The organism is Sphaerotilus sulfidivorans (assembly GCF_013426975.1).
Taxonomy (GTDB): domain Bacteria; phylum Pseudomonadota; class Gammaproteobacteria; order Burkholderiales; family Burkholderiaceae_C; genus Sphaerotilus; species Sphaerotilus sulfidivorans.
In genome coordinates this window covers 1-19,541 of the sequence record NZ_JACCPY010000014.1, presented here as the reverse complement: position 1 = coordinate 19,541, position 19,541 = coordinate 1, and the positions used below count along the sequence as shown (strand labels likewise).

Annotated in this window: 17 protein-coding genes, 1 tRNA gene and 1 pseudogene; 8 read left to right on the top strand and 11 right to left on the bottom strand. The window is 71.3% G+C overall.

Going from position 1 to position 19,541, the window contains the following annotated elements; translation table 11 throughout:
- Positions 1–8: 8 nt before the first annotated feature.
- Both HZU84_RS10455 and HZU84_RS10450 read right to left on the bottom strand, forming a co-directional pair.
- Positions 9–632, bottom strand: a complete 624-nt coding sequence (locus tag HZU84_RS10455) for an MOSC domain-containing protein (RefSeq protein ID WP_244954295.1) — start codon at positions 630–632, stop codon at positions 9–11.
- Between the two features lie 87 nt (positions 633–719).
- A tRNA-Arg gene (locus tag HZU84_RS10450) sits at positions 720–795 on the bottom strand.
- 160 nt (positions 796–955) lie between these two features.
- Here HZU84_RS10450 and HZU84_RS10445 point away from each other — a divergent pair.
- Positions 956–1,474, top strand: a complete 519-nt coding sequence (locus HZU84_RS10445) for a c-type cytochrome (protein WP_149504210.1) — start codon at positions 956–958, stop codon at positions 1,472–1,474.
- A gap of 42 nt (positions 1,475–1,516) precedes the next feature.
- On the opposite strand, the gene HZU84_RS10440 is transcribed toward HZU84_RS10445, so the two are convergent.
- From HZU84_RS10440 to HZU84_RS10400, 9 genes are read right to left on the bottom strand one after another with little or no spacing between them, the layout of a single operon-like run.
- Entirely contained in the window at positions 1,517–2,056 is a 540-nt protein-coding gene (locus HZU84_RS10440; protein WP_149504211.1) for a DUF2946 family protein, read from the bottom strand.
- Positions 2,049–3,110, bottom strand: coding sequence for a YheT family hydrolase (locus tag HZU84_RS10435; RefSeq protein ID WP_244954296.1), 1,062 nt, complete (start codon positions 3,108–3,110; stop codon positions 2,049–2,051). Before HZU84_RS10435 ends, HZU84_RS10440 begins: the two co-directional genes overlap by 8 nt.
- Positions 3,107–3,553 carry a YybH family protein gene (locus HZU84_RS10430; protein ID WP_149504212.1) on the bottom strand — a complete coding sequence of 149 codons (447 nt, stop codon included), beginning with the start codon at positions 3,551–3,553 and terminating at the stop codon, positions 3,107–3,109. Before HZU84_RS10430 ends, HZU84_RS10435 begins: the two co-directional genes overlap by 4 nt.
- A 21-nt stretch (positions 3,554–3,574) precedes the next feature.
- Positions 3,575–4,459 (bottom strand): formyltetrahydrofolate deformylase, encoded by an 885-nt coding sequence (purU, locus tag HZU84_RS10425; RefSeq protein ID WP_149504213.1) that lies wholly within the window; start codon positions 4,457–4,459, stop codon positions 3,575–3,577.
- Between the two features lie 59 nt (positions 4,460–4,518).
- Positions 4,519–5,592, bottom strand: coding sequence for a lipopolysaccharide heptosyltransferase II (waaF, locus tag HZU84_RS10420; protein ID WP_180692892.1), 1,074 nt, complete (start codon positions 5,590–5,592; stop codon positions 4,519–4,521).
- 13 nt (positions 5,593–5,605) lie between these two features.
- Entirely contained in the window at positions 5,606–5,812 is a 207-nt protein-coding gene (locus tag HZU84_RS10415) for a zinc-finger domain-containing protein (protein ID WP_037486115.1), read from the bottom strand.
- Positions 5,813–5,849: 37 nt separating this feature from the next.
- Positions 5,850–6,773, bottom strand: coding sequence for a branched-chain amino acid transaminase (locus HZU84_RS10410; protein WP_180692899.1), 924 nt, complete (start codon positions 6,771–6,773; stop codon positions 5,850–5,852).
- 36 nt (positions 6,774–6,809) lie between these two features.
- The gene (locus tag HZU84_RS10405; RefSeq protein WP_149504215.1) at positions 6,810–8,423 is read right to left on the bottom strand and encodes an ATP-binding protein; all 1,614 of its coding nucleotides are present in this window, start codon (positions 8,421–8,423) and stop codon (positions 6,810–6,812) included.
- A 25-nt stretch (positions 8,424–8,448) separates the two neighbouring features.
- Complete coding sequence (locus HZU84_RS10400) at positions 8,449–9,165, bottom strand: response regulator transcription factor (RefSeq protein WP_149504216.1); 717 nt, start codon at positions 9,163–9,165, stop codon at positions 8,449–8,451.
- A 282-nt stretch (positions 9,166–9,447) separates the two neighbouring features.
- On the opposite strand from HZU84_RS10400, the gene bcsD reads away from it, so the two are divergent.
- The 7 genes and pseudogenes from bcsD to HZU84_RS20535 form a co-directional block, all read left to right on the top strand.
- Positions 9,448–9,915 (top strand): cellulose biosynthesis protein BcsD, encoded by a 468-nt coding sequence (gene bcsD, locus HZU84_RS10395; RefSeq protein WP_180692891.1) that lies wholly within the window; start codon positions 9,448–9,450, stop codon positions 9,913–9,915.
- Positions 9,916–9,971: 56 nt separating this feature from the next.
- The gene (locus HZU84_RS10390; protein WP_149504218.1) at positions 9,972–10,622 is read left to right on the top strand and encodes a hypothetical protein; all 651 of its coding nucleotides are present in this window, start codon (positions 9,972–9,974) and stop codon (positions 10,620–10,622) included.
- A 125-nt stretch (positions 10,623–10,747) separates the two neighbouring features.
- Positions 10,748–12,952 (top strand): UDP-forming cellulose synthase catalytic subunit, encoded by a 2,205-nt coding sequence (bcsA, locus tag HZU84_RS10385; RefSeq protein WP_149505303.1) that lies wholly within the window; start codon positions 10,748–10,750, stop codon positions 12,950–12,952.
- Positions 12,952–15,399, top strand: a complete 2,448-nt coding sequence (locus HZU84_RS10380; protein WP_180692890.1) for a cellulose biosynthesis cyclic di-GMP-binding regulatory protein BcsB — start codon at positions 12,952–12,954, stop codon at positions 15,397–15,399. The genes bcsA and HZU84_RS10380 overlap by 1 nt, the downstream gene beginning before the upstream one ends.
- The gene (gene bcsZ, locus HZU84_RS10375) at positions 15,365–16,756 is read left to right on the top strand and encodes a cellulose synthase complex periplasmic endoglucanase BcsZ (RefSeq protein WP_149504220.1); all 1,392 of its coding nucleotides are present in this window, start codon (positions 15,365–15,367) and stop codon (positions 16,754–16,756) included. The genes HZU84_RS10380 and bcsZ overlap by 35 nt, the downstream gene beginning before the upstream one ends.
- Positions 16,729–19,473, top strand: coding sequence for a tetratricopeptide repeat protein (locus HZU84_RS10370; RefSeq protein WP_180692889.1), 2,745 nt, complete (start codon positions 16,729–16,731; stop codon positions 19,471–19,473). The genes bcsZ and HZU84_RS10370 overlap by 28 nt, the downstream gene beginning before the upstream one ends.
- Positions 19,458–19,541 (top strand): annotated as a pseudogene (locus HZU84_RS20535) (TerC family protein); the annotation flags it as partial. The gene HZU84_RS10370 and the pseudogene HZU84_RS20535, both read left to right, overlap by 16 nt.

Sequence of the window (19,541 nt, the reverse complement as noted above, 5' to 3'; positions counted from 1 at the left end):
AGCCCTGGTCAGAGCTCGACCCGGCGGCGCACCTGCGCCGCAAAGACCTCGGACAGCCGTACACGGCGCGGCCCCGGCACCAGCTCGGCCATCTGGCCGGCGGCCAGACTGCCGGCACGCGCCACCGACAGGTACCAGCCGCAGGCACCGGTGCGCGCCATCTGCCGGGCCGCACCGTTCCAGCCCATCGCGGCATTGAACTTGAAGCAGGGAAAACGCGGCTCGGTCACCACCAGCTCGCAGTCGGGCAACCGCAGCCGGTCGCCGATCCAGACCTGGCTCTCGAGCAGGCCGGCCAGCGCCAGGTTCTCGCCGACCAGGCTGGCCGACGCGCCGGCGGTCTCATCGTCATGCTCCCACAGCGAGGCCACGCCAGCCTCCAGGCGCGCCTGGCGCCACAGGGCCGCATGCTCCGAAGGATAGGCATAGACCGCCTTGGCCAGACCGCCGTGGACCGTGGGATCGGCCTGCTCGTCGCCATCGAGACCGAGCGGCCCGACCCGGCAGAAGCCGCTCGCCACCGCCTGCTTGCCGATGCCTGACATGACGGTGCGCCCGCCCGCCACCCGCAGCGGCCGCACTGTCGCGACATGGACGCCGAGAATCCGGCAGGTCATGCTGGCTTCGCTCATCGCACGAGACTCCTTGCCCGGACCCGGGTCCGGAAACAGCAACGCCAACCGTTTTTGGCGGTTGGCGTCGATGTCGAAATCATTCGGTGGCGCGCCCGGCTGGGATCGAACCAGCGACCCTTGGCTTCGGAGGCCAATACTCTATCCACTGAGCTACGGGCGCGGAGATTGCGATTCTAGCATTGTTTGCAGCGCTGCGTGCATGCAACAAATCCCCGTCGGGCAGCGGACTATAATTCGCAGGTTTTGCGCCCCGGCCATCCCACCGCCAGAGAGCCGCGCCCTCACCGCTTTCCAACATTCCCGTGCAGCCCGAGGAACCCATGAGCCAACACCACGACGAGCACCATAGCCCGATCAAGACCCCGAAGCAGCTGATCCTGGCGGTGATCTTCGCTTTCCTGGTCCCGATCTTCGTGATCGCGCTGCTGGTGCGCGATGTCGGCAGCGACCGGCGCGATGGCGCCGGCAGCGAAGCGATGAGCGAGCAGGCGGTGGCCGAGCGCATCCGTCCGGTCGCCAAGGTGGCGATCAAGCTCGAAGGCGGCCCGCTGAAGACCGGCGAGCAGGTCTACAAGGCGCAATGCGCCGCCTGCCACGAAGCCGGCCTGGTCGGTGCGCCGAAGTTCGGCGATGCCGGTGCCTGGGGCCCGCGCCTGGGCCAGGGCTTCGAGGCGCTGGTGAACTCCGCGCTGAAGGGCAAGGGCAACATGGGCGCCCAGGGCGGCGGCGATCACAGCGATCTGGAGATCGCCCGCGCAGTGGCCCACATGGCCAATGCCGGCGGCGGCAAGTTCGAGGAGCCGAAGGCCCCGGAAGGCGCCGCTTCGGCCGCGAACTGATCAGGATCGAATCACGAGAGAAGCCGGCGCCGCCGGCTTTTTTCATGCCCGTGCCGGGCTCAGCACATGGCCGCAGCGTGCCGGCAGCGTGACGGAGGCCACCTCCTCGGGCTGCCAGCGCCCGGCCAGCACCTCGTCGGCCGCCAGGTCCATGTCGGCGGAGGCGACCAGGCCCAGGCCGATCATGGTGTCGAGGAAAAGCCGCCCCTGCTCGTCGACCAGTGCCGCGCGCACGGCGTCGGCCTCGAGCGGCCGGCCGGTGTGGGTCTCGACATGCAGCGCCCCGGCCGCATCGCGCCGCAGCCGCAGCACCCAGGGCGCGATCTCCAGCTCGACGAAGACCTGCTGCGGACCGTTCTGGAAATACCAGCACCCGGACGCATCGACCTCGTAGTTGCGGCCGATGAACTCGCGCAGCTTGTCGTGCACCACCCGGCTGCCCCTGGACTGCGGAAAGGGCCCGGCCGCCTGCGTGCGGTCGTCGCGCATGTACCAGTCGCCACGCGCATCGAGCGCCAGCCAGCCCCGGCAGGCGGGAACGTTCGGCCACTTGCGCAGGGCCGCTTTGACGATCTCATCCATGCAGCGGATCTTGCCTCAGATCCGCGCGCAGGCCCATGTCGCGCCCCTGCAGCCAGTCGCAGACCCGCTGCGGCAGCGTGCGCACCTCGCCCGGCCAGGCGCCGCTGGCGAAGCCGACATGGCCGCCGTGCGCCGGCTGCCACAGCTCGACCGCACGGCCGGCCTCATGCGGCGCCGGCAGGCTGCCGGCCGGCACGAACGGGTCGTTGAGCGGATTGATCACCAGCGCCGGCACGCGGATCTCGGCCAGCCGGTGGCGGCTCGAGGCGCGCCGCCAGTAGTCGTCGACGCCGGCAAAGCCGTGCAGCGGGCCGGTGAAGACATCGTCGAACTCGCGCAGGTCGCGTGCCGCGCGCAGCCGCGCGGCATCGAACAGGCCCGGATGCTGCGCCAGCTTGGCCAGCGCCTTGGGCTTCATCGTGCGCAGGAACATCGGCGTGTAGATGCGCCGGTTCAGGCCCCGGCCGATCGCGTCGCCGGCGGCCGCGAGATCCAGCGGCGCGCAGATCGCGGCGATCGAGCGCAGCTGGCGTGCCGCCTGCTCGCCGCTTTCCTGCGCCCAGCGCAGCAGCGCGTTGCCGCCCAGCGAGACGCCGACCGCATGCACCGGCCCCTCGCGCCCCTGCGTCAGCCGCGCCAGCATCCAGCCGATCTCCTCGAAGTCGCCGGAGTGGTAGGCGCGCGGCGCCCGGTTGAGCTCGCCGGAGCAGCCGCGGAAATGCGGCAGCGCGCAGGCCCAGCCCAGCTGCTCGGCACGCTCGGCGAAGGCCTGCGCGTAGTGGCTGGACGAGGAGCCCTCCAGGCCGTGGAAGATCACCAGCAGCGGCGCCTGCGGGCCCGGCGCCGGGTTCTGGCGCGGCTGCAGCCGGTCGACGTCGATGAAGTCGCCGTCCGGCGTGGCCCAGCGCTCACGCGCCCAGACGGGTGCACGGCCCGGCGCATGGCGGCGCGAGAACAGCGCCGGCCAGATCGTCTGCAGCTGCCCGCCAGGCAGCCAGGCCGGTGCCGGCGGCAGCGGCCCCGGAGAAGCGGTGGAAGCGGTGGCCGCGCTCAATGCAGCATCGAGGGCTCGTCGCCGACTTCCTGCACCGCGCCTGCGCTGCCCGGGCTGGCATGGTGCACCAGCAGACGCCAGCCCTGCGGCGTCTTGACGAACACATGCGTGGCCAGCACCCAGGCGCTCTGCGTGCCTTCAGGCGTCTCGACCCGCAGCTCCTCCAGCACATGGTGGACGGCGCTGTTGCCGACCACCAGCCGGCGCACCTGCGCGATGCGCAGATTCAGCCCGCCGCCCTGCAGCAGCGACTCGTAGCCGGCACGGATCGCATGCAGCCCGAGCAGGCGCGGGCCCGATGGATGGATGCAGGCGATGTCGTCGTCATCGGCCCAGACCGCCATCACCCGGTCGAGATCACCGCGCTGCAGCGCCTCGTAGAACTGGGCCTCGGTCTCGTCGGGCGTGGTCATCAGCGCGACCTTGGGCGGCCTGGCGGGCATCGGGGGCTCCTCGTGTCGGCGTCAGCGGAAGACCACGGTCTTGCGACCGTTGAGCAGCACCCGGTGCTCGACATGCCAGCGCACCGCGCGCGCCAGCACCACGCACTCCACGTCGCGGCCGACCGCGGTGAAGTCCTCCGGGCTCAGCGTGTGGTCGACCCGCTCGACGTCCTGCTCGATGATCGGGCCCTCGTCGAGGTCGGCGGTCACATAGTGCGCGGTCGCGCCGATCAGCTTCACGCCGCGCTCATGCGCCTGGTAGTAGGGCTTGGCGCCCTTGAAGCTCGGCAGGAAGCTGTGGTGGATGTTGATCGCGCGGCCCTGCAGGAACTGGCACAGCTCGGTGCTGAGGATCTGCATGTAGCGCGCCAGCACCACCAGATCGATGTCGAGTTCGGTGAACAGCGCCTCGATGCGCTGCTCCTGCTCGCGCTTGACCGCGGCGCTGCTGCCAGTGGGCAGCGGCAGGTGGTGGAAGGGAATGCCATAGCTGGCGGCCAGCTCGGCGAAGTCGGGGTGGTTGGAGACGATGGCCGGAATGTCGACCGGCAGCTGGCCGCTCTTCCAGCGGAACAGCAGGTCGTTCAGGCAGTGGCCGTGCTTGCTGACCAGCAGCATCAGGCGCGGGCGGCGCGCCAGACTGCGCACCTGTGCGCTCATCGCGTACTGCTGGCGCACATGGCCGAACAGGCGGTCGAGCGTGCCGGCATCGGCCAGGTGGTCCGGCGCCTCGAAATGGACCCGCATGAAGAACAGGCCGGTCGCATCCTCGCCGAGGACGTCGCCGAACTGCTGCGAGTCGATGATGTTGCAGCCCGCCTGGAACAGCAGGCCGGAGACGGCGTGCACGATGCCCTTGGCATCGGGACACGAGAGGGTGAGAACGAATTCGCGGGTCATCGGCATGATGGCGCGGATTCTACGCAGCAATGCTGCAGCGCCGCTTCAGCCCCCTTGCACGCGCGTCAGCGCACCACCCGCAGTCCGGCGACCGGATGGTCGAGCTCGCGCTCGGCCGCCGCGACGCGCTGCAGCAGCGCGGTCTCGACCCGCGGCGGCGCGACCTCGGCCAGGCAGCGGGTGTGGCCGAGCGGGCAGACGCGCTGGAAGCACGGCGCGCAGTCCAGGCCCAGCTCGTCGCGCAGCCAGATCACCTCGGCGCGCGTGTTCAGCGGCGGGGTGTGCTCCGGGCTGGTCGAGCCGAAGACGGCCACCTGCGGCAGGCCGAAGGCGGCGCCGACATGCATCAGGCCGGAATCGTTGCTGACCAGGCCGCGTGCGCCGGCCACCAGCGCCATCGCCTCGTCGAGCGTGGTGCGCCCGGCCAGCACCTGCACGCCGGAGCCGGCCTCGTCGGCGATGCCCTGCGCCATCGCCGCCTCCTTGCCGGAGCCCAGCAGCACCACCGGCTGGCCGGACTGCTGGTGCAGCGTGCGCGCCAGCGCGGCGTAGTGCGAGGCCGGCCAGCACTTGGCCGGGCCGTATTCAGCGCCCGGCGCCATCGCCCAGTAGCCGCGGCGCGACAGGCCCAGGCCGGTCAGCACCTTGCGCACCCGCTCGGGCGGCAGATGCAGCACCGGGTCCGCCACCGCGTCGCGCGCCGGAGCCGGCGCGTCCGGCGCCTCGGCCAGCGCGGCGTAGAACGCGACCATCGGCGGGCGCGCCTCGGCCGGATTCGGGCGGCGCCGGTTCAGCAGCAGCGGCCGGCCCTCGCCCTGGTAGCCGATGCGCTCAGAGATGCCAGCAAACCAGGGCAGCAGCGCCGCCTTGATCGAATTCGGCAGCACATAGGCCCGCTCGAAGCGCCCGGCCCAGCCGCGGCCGAGCCGCCAGCGCGCCTTCAGGTCGAGCCGGCCATGCGCGAACGGCAGGTCGAACACCTCGGCGACCTCCGGCATCGCGCGGTAGACCGGCGCGACCCAGGGCAGCGCCGCCACCGCGAGCGTCTCGCCGCGCGCGGCCAGCGCCGCCAGCAGCGGCTGGCTCATCACCGCGTCGCCGATCCACTGCGGCGCGACGACCAGCGAGCGCGTCGTCAAGGCAGCAGCCGGTTCAGTGGTGGGACGGCATCTTCTCGCCGGCCTTCAGGCGATAGACGGTGCCGCAGTACGGGCACTTGCCTTCGCCGCCGTGCGACAGGTCGATGTAGACCTTCGGATGCTGGTTCCACAGCGTCATCTTCGGATTCGGGCAGAAGACCACGCCCGGGCCCTGCAGGTCCGAGGCCAGCACCTCGACGACGTCTTTCTTGTCGCTCATCTCGATCACTCCTTCGATGCCTTGATGGATCAGGAAATCAGCCGTTCACCGGCGTCAGCCAGTGCGCGTACTTCGGATTGCGGCCGCCGACGATGTCGAAGAAGGCCGACTGGATCTTCTCGGTGATCGGGCCGCGCGAGCCGATGCCGATCTCGATGCGGTCGAGCTCGCGGATCGGCGTGACCTCGGCGGCGGTGCCGGTGAAGAAGGCCTCGTCGGCGATGTAGACCTCGTCGCGGGTGATGCGCTTCTGCACGATCTCCAGGCCCAGATCCTTGGCGATGTGGAAGATGGTGTTGCGGGTGATGCCGTTGAGCGCGCCCGCCGACAGGTCGGGCGTGTAGATCACGCCGTTCTTCACGATGAAGATGTTCTCGCCGGCGCCCTCGGACACGAAGCCGCTGGCGTCGAGCAGCAGCGCCTCGTCGTAGCCGTCGTCGGTGGCTTCGGCGTTGGCCAGGATCGAGTTGGTGTAGTTGCTGACCGCCTTGGCCTGCGTCATCGTGATGTTGACGTGGTGGCGGGTGTAGCTGGAGGTCTTGACGCGGATGCCGCGCTTCAGGCCCTCTTCGCCCAGGTAGGCGCCCCAGGGCCAGGCCGCGACCATCAGGTGGATGGTGTTGTTCTTGGCGCTGACGCCCAGCTTCTCGGAGCCGACCCAGGTCAGCGGGCGCAGGTAGCCGCTGGCCAGATTGTTGTCGCGCACGACCGCCTTCTGCGCCTCCTCGACCTGCTCGATCGTGAAGGGAATCTTCATCCGCAGGATCTTGGCCGAGTTGAACAGGCGCTCGGTGTGCTCGCGCAGGCGGAAGATCGCCGTGCCGTTCACGGTCTCGTAGGCGCGCACGCCCTCGAAGGCGCCGCAGCCGTAGTGCAGCGTGTGGGTCAGCACATGGATCTTGGCATCGCGCCAGTCCACCATCTGACCATCCATCCAGATCTTTCCGTCTCGGTCGTGCATCGACATGGTTCTCTTGCCTTCTCGGTCGCTTCAGCTTCAGGTCGGGGAGCGGGATTGTACGGTGCCGGCCGGCGTGGCCGCCGGGCGCGGTCCGAGCTTGGCGCCCACCATCGCGCGCAGCCGGTTCGGCGTCACCGGATGCGGCAGGGCATGCACATCGGGCTCGTGCGGGGTGAAGGTCGAGCCGGTCGGATCGCCCGCAGGCAGCTGGTGCAGCAGCAGCACCGCAGGGACCGTCTGACCGAAGATGCGGCGCAGCAGCCCCACCGGCGCCAGGCCGTCCGCTCCGCTCGACAGCCGGGCGTCAGCGATCAGCAGCGCCGGCACCCGGGGCTGCACCGCGGCCCAGGCGGCCAGTCCGGTCGCCGATGCGAAGGCACTGACGCTGGCACCCCAGCCGCGCAGCAGGCCAGCGGCACCCTGCTCGGCGGCAGCCGCCTCGCCGATGCACACCACATGAATGCCCTGCAGCGTCGGCAGGGTGCGCATCGGCGCAGGCGGCATCCGGCTCGCGGCCTCGATCTGCGCGGCGCTGGCCACCGGCAGCTGCAGCGTGAAGACCGTGCCATGGCCGGGCCGCGAGTCCACCCGCAGCGGCAGCGCCATCAGCAGCGCCAGCCGGCGCACGATCGCCAGTCCCAGCCCGCGGCCGCGGCGCGGCACAGGCTCCTCGGCCACCGCATCGCCCTCACCCGGCCCGACCTGGTAGTACTCGTCGAAGATGCGTGGCAGCTGCGCGTCATCGATGCCGGGCCCGGAATCCCAGACCTGCAGCAGCAGCCCCTCGGGGCGCGAGCGACAGCTCACCAGCACTCCGCCATCCTCGGTGAAGCGGATCGCGTTCGACAGCAGATTGCGCAGGATGCGCTCGACCAGCACCGGATCGGCCAGCGCCGCATGGCGCCCGCCCCGGAAGGACAGCGACAGCCCCTTGTCGAAGGCCTGCGGCTCGAAATGCGGCTTCAGCCGCGCATAGACCTCGCGAAGATGAAAGGCACGTGCATCGACCTTCACCGCGCCGGCATCCAGGCTGCTCAGGTCGAGCAGCCGGTCGAACAGATGATCGAGCGACTCGATCGCGCCGGCCAGCTGGCCGAGCGTCTCGTCCAGACCGGGGTCGCGGTTGCGCAGCTGCAGCGACTTGGTGAACAGCACCAGCGCATGCAGCGGCTGGCGCAGGTCGTGGCTGGCCGCGGTGAAGAAGCTGGTGCGCGCCCGGGTCGCGGCCTCGGCCACCGCCCGAGCCTCCTCGGCGGCCTCCTTCTCGGCCGCCAGCTCGGCCATCAGCAGCGCGGTGCGGTCGCGCAGCACCTGCTGGGTCAGGAAGAGCCGGCGGTGATGCAGCCCGAGCAGCGTCGACCCCAGCAGCAGCACCGTCACCAGCCAGGCCCGCCGCGCGTCGAACGGCGGCATCAGAACCGCTGCCAGCACCGGCAGACCCGCCAGCCCGGCCTGGAGCCAGGCACGGCCCAGCGAAACGGCAGGCGAACCCAGGCACAGCAGCGCGATCGGCACCAGCAGCGCCAGCCGCAGCGGATCATCCGCCCGCGGCAGCAGCCAGGCGGTTGCCAGCCCCCAGGCCAGCACCCCCGGCAGCCACAGCCGACCGACCCGCGACATCAGCGAGCAGGAGCGCATCGATGCGGACATGAGCATGCCGATCCCGCCCCGCGGATCAGGACAGGGAGCCCTCGGACAGATCGCTCATCAGGCCGACGGCCAGCACCGCCTGGGTGCGCGAGGTCACCCCGAGGCTGCGCAGCACCGCAGCCACATGGTCCTTGACCGTCTCGACGGAAATGCCGAGGTCCCGGGCGATCAGCTTGTTCGACTTGCCGTGCAGCAGCAGCTGCATCACCTGGCGCTGGCGCGGCGTCAGCCCGAGATCGGCCAGCGAGCCGCCGGTCCGGACGCGCGCGCCGGGGCGCAAGGCCTGTCCGGCCGCCGCCACGCCAGCCGGCGCGGCCAGCGGCGGGACCGGGCCCGGCTCGACCCGGTCGGTGGGCACGAGCTCGGGCATGTAGATGCCGCCCGACATCACCAGGTGCACGGCGTCCTGCAGCAGCTCGTTGCTGGAGCGCTTGGGCACGAAGCCCATCGCGCCGGCATCGATCGCGCGCAACGCATCGCCGGGCCGCTCGGACGCCGACACCACCATCACCGGCAGCGCGGGATGCTCGCGGCGCAGCTCGGCCAGCAGCTCGAAGCCGTCGGCATCGCCAAGCTGCAGGTCGAGCAGGATCAGATCGAAGTCGCGGCGCCTCGCCAGCACCGCCCGGCACTCGGCGGCGGACTCGCCGGTGACCGCCTCGATGCCATGGTCGATCTGCAGGATGACGCTCTGCATCGCCGACAGGATCAGCGGATGGTCATCGATCAGCAGCACTTTCATCGGCAGACTCCACGGCTCCACAGGCATGTCCGGACCCGATGGTAGCGCCGGGCGGCGCCAGCCCGCACCTTGCAGGATCCCCACCAAAGGAGGAAAGCCAGCCATCGACTTCATGACTTGTGCGACAGAAATCCGATGCCATCAGTAACAGAAAGCCGACAACTCGCAACGAAGAGAAAAAACTTGCAATACCCCAGGAAGTGCCATGCTACTATCCCCAGAATAAGTGGTAATAGGCGCCATTTCTGCAGAATTGATAAATTTTCCCAGCTTTTACAGGCAATGAAACGCCCGACCTCGGATCACGAATATCACCAGCAGCACCAGTGTTCCCGCCAGTGGCGACCCTTCCTGTTCTGTCTCGGGCAGGAACTGGCCGAGCGGCTCGGCCCGGACGGCGCACGCGCATTGATGCGCCGGCTCGGCGGCGCGATGTCTCGCGAACGCCCTCTTCCAGCGCTGGAGCTGCTGCCCGACCTGGAGGCCGCGATGAACGCGCTCTGGTCCGACATGGACTGGGGCTGGGTGGAACTGCAGGACACCGGCGATGCGCTGCGCATCGTCCACCACTGCGCGCCGCTGGACGCGGCCTTCGGCGTGTCGGCGCGCGCCTGGTCCGGCGCCCTGCTCGAGGGCGCCTACGAGCAGTGGCTGAAGGCGGCCGGCGCCGGCGATCGCCTGAGAGTGCGGCAGATGCCGGGCAGCAGCAGCTCGCCCGACACCACGCTGGTCTTCGTGCTGACCTCCTGACGCCTGCCACCACCGCCAGACCACCGCCCAGACACCGCCTACAGGGAGCCCGAACGATGAACATCGGCGACGACATCAGCAACCTCCTGCGTCAGATCGGTCCGGAGGCCGGGATCTACCAGGACGTGAGCAAGTACAACGCGGCGCGCGGCGGCCACAGCCGTCGCGGCCTGTTCGGCCGCACCCAGCCCGCAGCGCTGACCGTGCCTGCCGATCTGCCGCAGGGCCCCCAGGACGAGCCCCCCGCCGTCGCACCTGCGCCCGCCCTGGCCGAACTTGCCCTGTCGGAAACCGTCGCAGCGCAGGTCGACACGGAAACTGTGGAACCTGCCCCGGCTGGAGAATCTTCCGCCGGAGAATCAGCTGATATTCGCCTCGATCCTGCGGAAAACCCCGAGGACACCGAGGCACGGTTCGCCCCGCTGCAGGCCGCCGCGGCAACACCTGTTGCATTCCTGTTGCAAGCACCAGCCCCCCGCACGGAGCCAGCCCCGACACTGGCTGTCGAGGTTCCGGCCGCAACGGCCCGGCCGACATCGCTCTCCAGCCTGGCACGCCGGCTCAGCGGCGACGCCCGGCCTGCCGACGGACTCGATCTTTCCGCCTTGGGCGAGGGCTCGGCCGGCACCTCGCGAGAGCCTGCTGCCGCACCGACGCAGCGGCTCGACCGACTCTTCGATCGTCTCGCCTCGTCGCTGCCCCGATGAGCGCGGGCTGACCTGCTGACCTGTTTCCCGCTGACGCCCCCGACCCCATGGCCGAACTGCCGCGCCTTCGTTCGCTGAGATCCCGGCTGAAGCCGCAGCGCTCGCGCCCCCACCACCGGCAGCCGATGCATGCCCGCACGCTGCTGGACTCGCTGTGGCCGATCACCGGCTGGCGGCTGTGGCAATACCGCGCGCTGCAGGCCGGCCTGCTGCTGTGCGGCCTCTTCCTGATGGTCACCGTGATGTCGGTGCCGCTCGAGCTCGAGGAGCAGTTCATCTTCGGCGTGCTGTGCTTCGCCTGCACCTGGGTGCTGAACAAGTACCCGGGGCGGCTGATCACGCTGGTGATGACCTTCGTCTCGCTGACCGTCTCGACACGCTATCTGTACTGGCGGCTGACCGAGACCATGCACATGGACAAGGCGGTCGACATCTTCTTCGGCACCGGCCTGATCGTGGCCGAGATCTATGCCTGGGTGGTGCTGGTGCTGGGCTTCATCCAGACGATCTGGCCGCTGCAGCGTCGCCCGGTGGCGCTGAACCTGCCGATCGAGGACTGGCCGCATGTCGACATCTTCATCCCGTCCTACAACGAGCCGCTGAAGGTGGTCAAGCCGACGGTGCTGGCGGCGATGGCCATCGACTGGCCGATCGACAAGCTGCACATCCACATCCTGGACGACGGCCGGCGCGAGGAGTTCAAGCAGTTCGCCGAGGAGGTCGGCGTCAACTGGGTGATCCGCAACCACAACCGCCACGCCAAGGCCGGCAACATCAACGAGGCGCTGAAGAACACCCGCGGCGAGTTCATCGCCATCTTCGACTGCGACCACATCCCGACGCGCTCCTTCCTGCAGATGACGATCGGCTGGTTCTACCGCGATCCGAAACTGGCGATGATGCAGACGCCGCACCATTTCTTCTCGCCGGACCCCTTCGAGCGCAACCTGGGCACCTTCGGCCGCATCCCGAACGAGGGCGAGCTGTTCTACGGCCTGGTCCAGGACGGCAACGACTTCTGGAACGCGACCTTCTTCTGCGGCTCCTGCGCGGTGCTGCGGCGCGATCCGCTGCTGGAAGTGGGCGGCGTGGCGGTCGAGACGGTCACCGAGGATGCGCACACCGCGCTGAAGATGCACCGCAAGGGCTACACCACCGCCTACATCTCGATCCCGCAGGCCGCCGGCCTGGCCACCGAGAGCCTGTCGGCGCATGTGGGCCAGCGCATCCGCTGGGCGCGCGGCATGGCGCAGATCTTCCGCACCGACTGCCCGCTGCTGGGCCCGGGGCTGACGCTGGCGCAGCGGCTGTGCTACTCGAACGCGATGCTGCACTTCTTCTACGGCATCCCGCGGCTGATCTTCCTGACCGCGCCGCTGGCCTATCTGTTCTTCGGCGCGCATGTCATCCAGGAAAGCGCGCTGATGATCGCGGCGATGGCGCTGCCTCACCTGTCGCACGCCAACCAGGTCAACTCGCGGGTGCAGGGCCAGTTCCGGCACTCCTTCTGGGCCGAGGTCTACGAGGCGGTGCTGGCCTGGTACATCTTCCGCCCGACGCTGTACGCGGTCATCAACCCGAAGGCCGGCAAGTTCAACGTCACCGCCAAGGGCGGCTACATCGAGCGCGACTACTTCGACTGGGGCATCGCGCGGCCCTATGTGGTGCTGCTGAGCGTGAACATGGCGGGCATGGTGGTCGGCCTGCTGCGCATGGCCGCGCTGCAGTTCGGCTGGGGCGACCTGGGCGTGCCGGGGCTGGACTACAAGCTGCATGACAGCAACGACCAGATCGAGACGGTCGTGCTGAACATGCTGTGGACCGTCTACAACCTGATGATCCTCGGCGCCGCCGCCTCCGCCGCGTCCGAGACCCGCCAGGTGCGCCAGTCGCACCGGGTGCAGTTCGGACTGCCGGTGCGGCTGCAGGGCCCGGGCACCGCGCCCTTCCATGCCGAGACCGAGGACTTCTCCGAAGGTGGCCTGAAGGTGCGCATGCCCGACGGCCTGGCCTTCGAGCGCGACACCCCGCTGACGCTGTGGATGGAACGCGGCGACGAGCCGCCTCGCTTCAGCGCCCGGGTCGCCTTCCGCAACGGCCGCTCGCACGGCCTCAGCTTCGAGGACATGTCGCTGGAGCAGCAGATGGATCTGGTGCAGTGCACCTTCGCGCGCGCCGACACCTGGCTCGGCGTGCAGGATCGTCACCACCCCGACCGGCCGGCCTATGCGCTGGCGGAAGTGTGCCGGCTCGGCCTGCGCGGCTGCGCGCAGGTCTTCCTGCGCCGCAACGGCGGCGCCGCACCGCCGGCCTCGTCCGCATCCGCATGATGAGGCGTCCCCTGAACCTGAAGGCCGCGCTGGCGGCGGCGACGCTGTGCCTGCTGGCGCCGGCCTGGTCCGGCCAGACCCGGGGCACACCGGAGCGCATCGAGCCCGCCCGGACTGCCGCCCCGCCGGAGCATCCCGTCCCGCCGATCCTGCCACCGCCAGAAACCGCAGGCGCCCTGAAGTTCACCGTGCGCCGCAACGCCGAGGGCCGCGAGCTGACGCTGCCGTTCAGCCAGATCGGGCAGGTGCACCATCCGCACGAGGTCCGTCGCGGCCAGTTCCGCCAGCGGCTGCATTTCGAGCTGCGCACCGACGAGCTGGTGCGCCGCGCGACCCTGACGCTGATGCTGGCGCCCTCGCCCGATCTGCTCGGACGCAACGATCTGCTGGTGGTCAAGCTCAACAGCGAGACGGTCGGACGGATCGCGGTGCCGCCGGCCTCCGGGCTGGACCGCAGCGGCCAGTTCTCGACCCGACTGGAGCTCGACCCGAAGCTGCTGACCGACAGCAACGAGCTGACGGTGCAGTTCGCCGCACCGCCGCAGTGCGACAGCGCGCAGTTCCCGCGGGTCAGCGTCAACGGCCATTCGAGCCTGCAGCTGACCGTGCAGCCGCTGCCGCTGGCCAACGACCTGTCGGTGCTGCCCTCGCCCTTCTTCGACCGCCGCGACCCGGGCCAAACCGAGGTGACGCTGGTGACCTCGGACCGGCCGGACGGCTCGACGCTGCAGGCCGCCGGGCAGCTGGCGTCCTGGTTCGGCGCGCTGGCCGGGCACCGCGGTGCGCGCATCCGCTCGCGTGCCGACCTGCCGGCCGGCCATGCGATCGTGCTGGCCACCGCGCAGGACCGCCCGGCCGGCGTCAGCCTGCCGCCGATCACCGGCGCCACCGTGGTGCTGGGCAGCCATCCCTCGCGCCCCGGGGCCAAGGTGCTCTACCTGCTCGGCCGCGACGGCACCGAGCTGCGCCGGGCGGTGGAGGCCCTGGTGCGCGGCCAGCTGCCGGCCCAGGGCAGCTCGGCGGTGATCGACACCCTGCCCGAGGTCGCGCCGCGCCAGCCCCATGACGCACTGCGCTGGACCAGCACCCAGCGGCCGGTGCGCTTCGACGAGCTGCTGCGACAGGATCAGCTGGATCAGCTGGGCTTCTCCGGCACGCTGCCGGACGCGATGGGCAACTCGATGATGACCTCGCTGCAGATGCGCCTGCCGCCCGACCTGTTCGCCTGGCGGGAACGGGTGGTGCCGATCGACCTGCGCCTGACCCACTCGCCGCGACCGTTCAGCGATCCCCGGCCGGAGCAGGCCAGCATCGAGCTGCGCCTGAACAACGAGGAGCCGCTGCTCGCCGAGAACCTGGCCGCCGGCCAGCCCCGGCGCTGGCTCGAGCAGCTGTGGCAGCAGATCGACGACAAGGAGGTCAAGCGCGAGCACCGCCACCGCATCCGCCTGCCGGTCGAGAGCCTGGGCACCCGCTCCTACAACGCGGTCAACATCCGCATCGACCACGGTCCCTTCGACGAGCGCGCCCAGTGCCTGCGCGAGGCCCAGGCCGAGAACAGCCAGGGCGGCCGCCCCGACGAGGCCTGGAGCCTGCCCTCGACCATCATCGACGGCAGCTCGACGATCGACTTCTCGGACGTGCCGCACTACCTGCCGATGCCGGATCTGGCCGCGTTCGCCAATGCCGGATTTCCCTTCACCCGCATGGCCGACCTGTCGGAGACCGCGATCGTGCTGCCGGACCTGCCGATGCGCGAGGAGATCGACGCGATGCTCGGCGTGGCCTCGCGGCTGGGCGAAGGCAGCGGAGTGGCCGGGCGTCTGCTCGAGGTGGTGCGGGTGCGCGAGATCGACCGGGTCGCGCAGCGCGAGCTGGTGGTCATCGGCAGCGCCGGCAGCCAGCCGCTGTTCACCGAATGGGTGCGCGCGATGCCCTTCCGGGACCTGCCGGTGGCCGGCAGTGGCGACCTGCCCGAGACGCAGGAAGTGCCGTTCTGGCAACGCTGGCTGCACGGTCTGTGGCAGCGCCCGAAGTTCCCGCCGCTGCCGCAGCAGACCTTCCGCTCGGTCGAGGCGCCGGCGGTGATCGCCGGCTTCGAGTCGCCGCTGCGCGCCGGTCGCAGCGTGGTGGCGCTGATCGGCGCGACCGCTGCCGACCTGGAACTGCTGACCGACGCGCTGGCCGATGCCGAGCGGCTGCGGCGCATTCACGGCCACCTGTCGAGCGTGCGCGACGAGACGCCCGAGGGCGTGAGGCCCTGGTATGCCGATCCGACCTACGGCTCGGGCGAGCTGCCCTGGCTGACCCGACTGCGCTGGGAACTCTCCAACAAGCCGGTGCTGCTGTGGCTGGTGCTGTTCGGCGCCATCCTCGCCCTGTCCCTGATCACCTTCGTGCTGCTGCAACGCCATGCGATACGACGCCGAGCGGGCTCGCCGCTCTGAGCCGGCCGCCCCTGCCCGGCCGCCCGCGGTCGATGCGGCACGCCGACAGCTGCTCGGCGCCGGCCTGGGCAGCCTCGGCCTGGGGCTGGGCGCGCTGGCCGGCTGCGTCGAGAGCGGGGCCGGCGCCGCACCTTCTGCCGCACGACCGCCCGCGACCGCCACGGCCGCGCTGACGCCGGTGGCCGATCCGCCGCCCGCCCCCGCCCCGCCGCCCGGCACCTGCCTGGACTTCGATCATCTCTGGCGCCGCTTCGTCGCCCAGTGCGTGCAGCCCGACGGCCGGGTGGTCGACCATGACACGCCCGAGCGGGTCAGCACCTCGGAGAGCCAGACCTACACCCTGTTCTTCGCGCTGGTCGCCGATGACCGGGCGCGCTTCGACAAGGTGCTGGACTGGACCCGGCACAACCTGGCCGGCGGCGACTTCTCGGCCCGGCTGCCGGCCTGGCAATGGGGCCTGCGCGACGGCCGCTGGGGCGTGCTCGACGCCAACGCCGCCTCGGATGCCGACCTGTGGCTGGCGCAGGCGCTGTTCGAGGCCGCTCGGCTCTGGAAGCAGCCCGCCCATGCCGACACCGCCCGCGCCATCCTGAGGCGGGTGCAGCGCGAGGAAGTGGTCGATGTGCCCGGCCTGGGCCTGATGCTGCTGCCCGGCCCGCAGGGCTTCGTCTCCGCGGACCGCCAGCAATGGCGCTTCAACCCGAGCTACAGCGCGGTGCACCAGCTGCGCGCGCTGGCCACCCATGACCCGCAGGGCCCGTGGGCAGAGCTGGCGCAGCAGGGCGTGAAGATGATCCAGGCGGTCAGCCTGAACGGACTGGCGCCGGACTGGGTCACCTGGCAGCTCGAGCGCTCGCGCATGTCGCTGCCCGGCGGCGTCAGCGGCCGCTGGCTGACGCATGACGCGGAAAAGGGCGACATCGGCGGCTATGACGCCATCCGCTGCTACCTGTGGGCGGCGGTGCTGCCGCCGGGCGACCCGGTGCGCGCCACGCTGCTGCGCGCGCTCGGCGGCCTGCAGCCCTGGCTGCAGGGCGACGGTCCGCCGCCGGGCAAGCTCTCGACCACCCGCGCGACGCTGATCGAGGCCGGACCGCCCGGCTTCGATGCGGTCGCCCTGCCCTATCTGGCCGCGCTGGGCGACCGCGCGGCGCTGGCGCGCCGGCTCACGCGGCTGCAGGCCGCGATGAGCCAGCCGCTGCGCTATTACGACCTGGTGCTGATGCTGTTCGCCATCGGCGCGCTGCAGGGCCGCTGGCAGTCCGGTGCCGACGGTCTGCTGATCCGCCGCGCACCGGTCCGCTATCCGACCGCTCCTCTGGATCCGACATGCCGACCTCTTCCGACCTCCGCCTGAACGGCCTGCGCCCCGGCGCGGCCTTTCCCGTGCATCTCGTCGCGCTGGGCTGCCTGCTGCTGCTCGGCGGCGCCGCGCACGCGCAGGGCAGCGCCAGCGGCAGCGCCGCCGCGGCCAGCCCGTCGACCGAAGGCGCCTCCACCACCGCCGCGACGCAGACGCTGATCGAGCAGGCCCGCCACTGGGAACGCAACCGCCGCCCCGACATGGCCCGCCAGCTCTGGGGCAAGCTGCTGGCGGTCGATCCGCGCCATCCCGACGCGCTGCAGGGCATGGCGGTGCTGAACATCGACGAGAGCCGCTTCGAGGAAGCCCAGTCCTATGTCGACCGGCTGCGCAAGGTCCGGCCCGATCATCCGGCGCTGGAGCGGCTGAGCCGCCAGGTGCGCACCCGCACCACGAGCCAGGCCCTGCTGGCCACCGCACGCCAGCAGGCCCAGGCGGGCCAGGCGGACGCGGCCTCGCGCTCCTACCGCGAGGCGCTGGGGACGAAGCCGGCCAATGACGAGCTGGCGCTCGAGTACTACCAGACGCTGGGCGGCACCAACGAGGGCTGGGACGAGGCGCGCATCGGCCTGGAGCGGCTGGCCCAGGCCCAGCCCAGCCAGGGGCAGGTCCAGCTGGCCTATGCCCGGCACCTGAGCTACCGCATGCCCACCCGCAACGAGGCGATCCGCCGCCTCAGCGCGCTGGCGGCGCGCACCGACGTGCCCAACAGCGTACGCCAGGACGCACGCACCGCCTGGCTGCAGGCGCTGCTGTGGTCGGGCAGCGCGGCCGATCCGGCCCAGCTGCGCCAGTACATCAGCAGCGTCGGCCCGGACCCGCGCCTGAGCGCGCTGCTGCAGGCGCGAGAGAAGACGCCGGCCGGCAGCGCCAGCGCCAGCGCCGTGCCCGCCGCGCCCTCGCCGCGCGATCTGGCGATGAAGGCCGCCTATGCCGCACTGGATGCCGGAGAGCTCGACACGGCCGCCAGCCAGTTCGAGACCCTGCTGCGCCAGCGTCCGCGCGAGGTCGACGCGCTCGGCGGCCTGGGGCTGACGCGGCTGCGCCAGGAACGCTTCGACGAGGCGGTCGAGCTGCTGGGCCGGGCCACCGCGCAGCCGGCGGGCAGCCGCTGGAAGACGATGGAGCGCACCGCCCGCCACTGGCAGGCGCTGGGCGAGGCCAACGCCGCCCGCCAGGCCGGCGACACCGACCGTGCGCTGCGCCTGGCGCGGGCGGCGGTCGAATCCGATCCGAAGGAGCCCGAGGCCCAGATCCTGCTGGGCGACCTGCTCGCGGCCCAGGGCCGTCTGCCGCAGGCCGAGAGCGCCTACCGCGCCGCGCTGCAGGCCACGCCGCGCCCGGTGCGCGCGCTGGCCGGGCTGATCAGCGTGCTGGGCGCCAGCGGCCGGGTCGACCAGGCCCAGGCGATGATCCGCGAACTCGACGACAGCCAGCTCGCCCGCCTGGGAGGCGCCGGCACGCTGCGCGCCAACCAGCTGCGGCTGCAGGCCGAGCAGGCGCAGCAGCGCGGCGACAGCGTCGGCGCGCAGGCGCTGCTGGAGCAGGCGGTGGCGCTGGCGCCGCAGTCGGCCTGGGCACGTCTGGCGCTGGGCCAGCTGCTGGTGCGCCAGAACCGGCTGGACGAGGCCCGCGCGCAGCTCGACGCGATGGCGCTGCCCGCCGCCGGCGCCGAGCGGCTCGATGCGCTGCAGGCCCGTGCACTGCTGCAGGCCGAGCTGAAGGATCACGCCGGCGCGCTGGCCTCGCTCGAGCAGATCCCGCGTGCGCAGCGCTCGGCGGCGATGGCGCAGCTGCATCGCCGCATGGCGGTGCAGGAGCAGGCCGCCGAGGCGGTGGCGCTGTACCGCGCCGGCCAGCCCTCGGCCGCGGCCGCGCTGCTGGCCGAGGCCGAAGGCGCCGCCGGCCAGGATCCGGACCTGATCAGCGCGGTGGCGGGCGCCTATCTCGATCTCGGCCACGAGGCGCGTGCGGCGCAGCTGATCCGCGCCACGCTGGCCGCGCAGCCGCAGGCCGGCCCGGCGCTGCTGCTGCGCCATGCCGCGCTGCTGCTGCAGACCCGCCAGGATGCCGAGCTGTCGCGGGTGCTGGGCCAGCTGATCTCGATGGCGCGTCTGCAGCAGCTCGGCCCGGCGCAGCGCCGCGATCTCGACGAGCTGCGCCTGGGCTACTCGGTGCGCCAGGCCGACCTGCTGCGCGAGGCCGGCGATCTGGCCTCGGCCTGGGAAGCGATCGCGCCGCTGATGCAGGAGCGCCCGGGCGAGCCGCGGCTGCAGATGGCGCTGGCGCGCATGCATCTGGGCGCCAGCGAGCCCGATGCGGCGATCGCGCTCTATGAGTCGGTGCTGCGCGAGCGCCCGGAGGAGGTCGACGCCTGGCTGGGCCTGGCTGCCGCCGCCGATGCCCGCAAGGACCGCGACACCGCGGCGCAGGCGCTCGAGCAGGCCCGCCGCCTCGCGCCCGACCGACCGGAGGTGCTGGCGCAGCAGGCCCGCCACTACCGCGCCCGCGGCCAGTTCGCCAAGGCGTCCGAATACCTGCGCCTGGCGATGGCCGCGCAGCAGCCGGCGGCGGTGGCGCAGTGGGGCCAGCCGCGCATGGCGGCCAACCCGTTCGCGCAGCGTCGCGCCACGCCGCTGGCCGCGGCGGTGACCACACTTTCCTTTCTTCGCGGAACGCCACCGCCCTTCTGCCCATGGAACAGTTTATGACCCCCGAGTTCTGGCTTGCCGTCGGCCAGATCATCATGATCGACATCCTGCTCGGCGGCGACAACGCG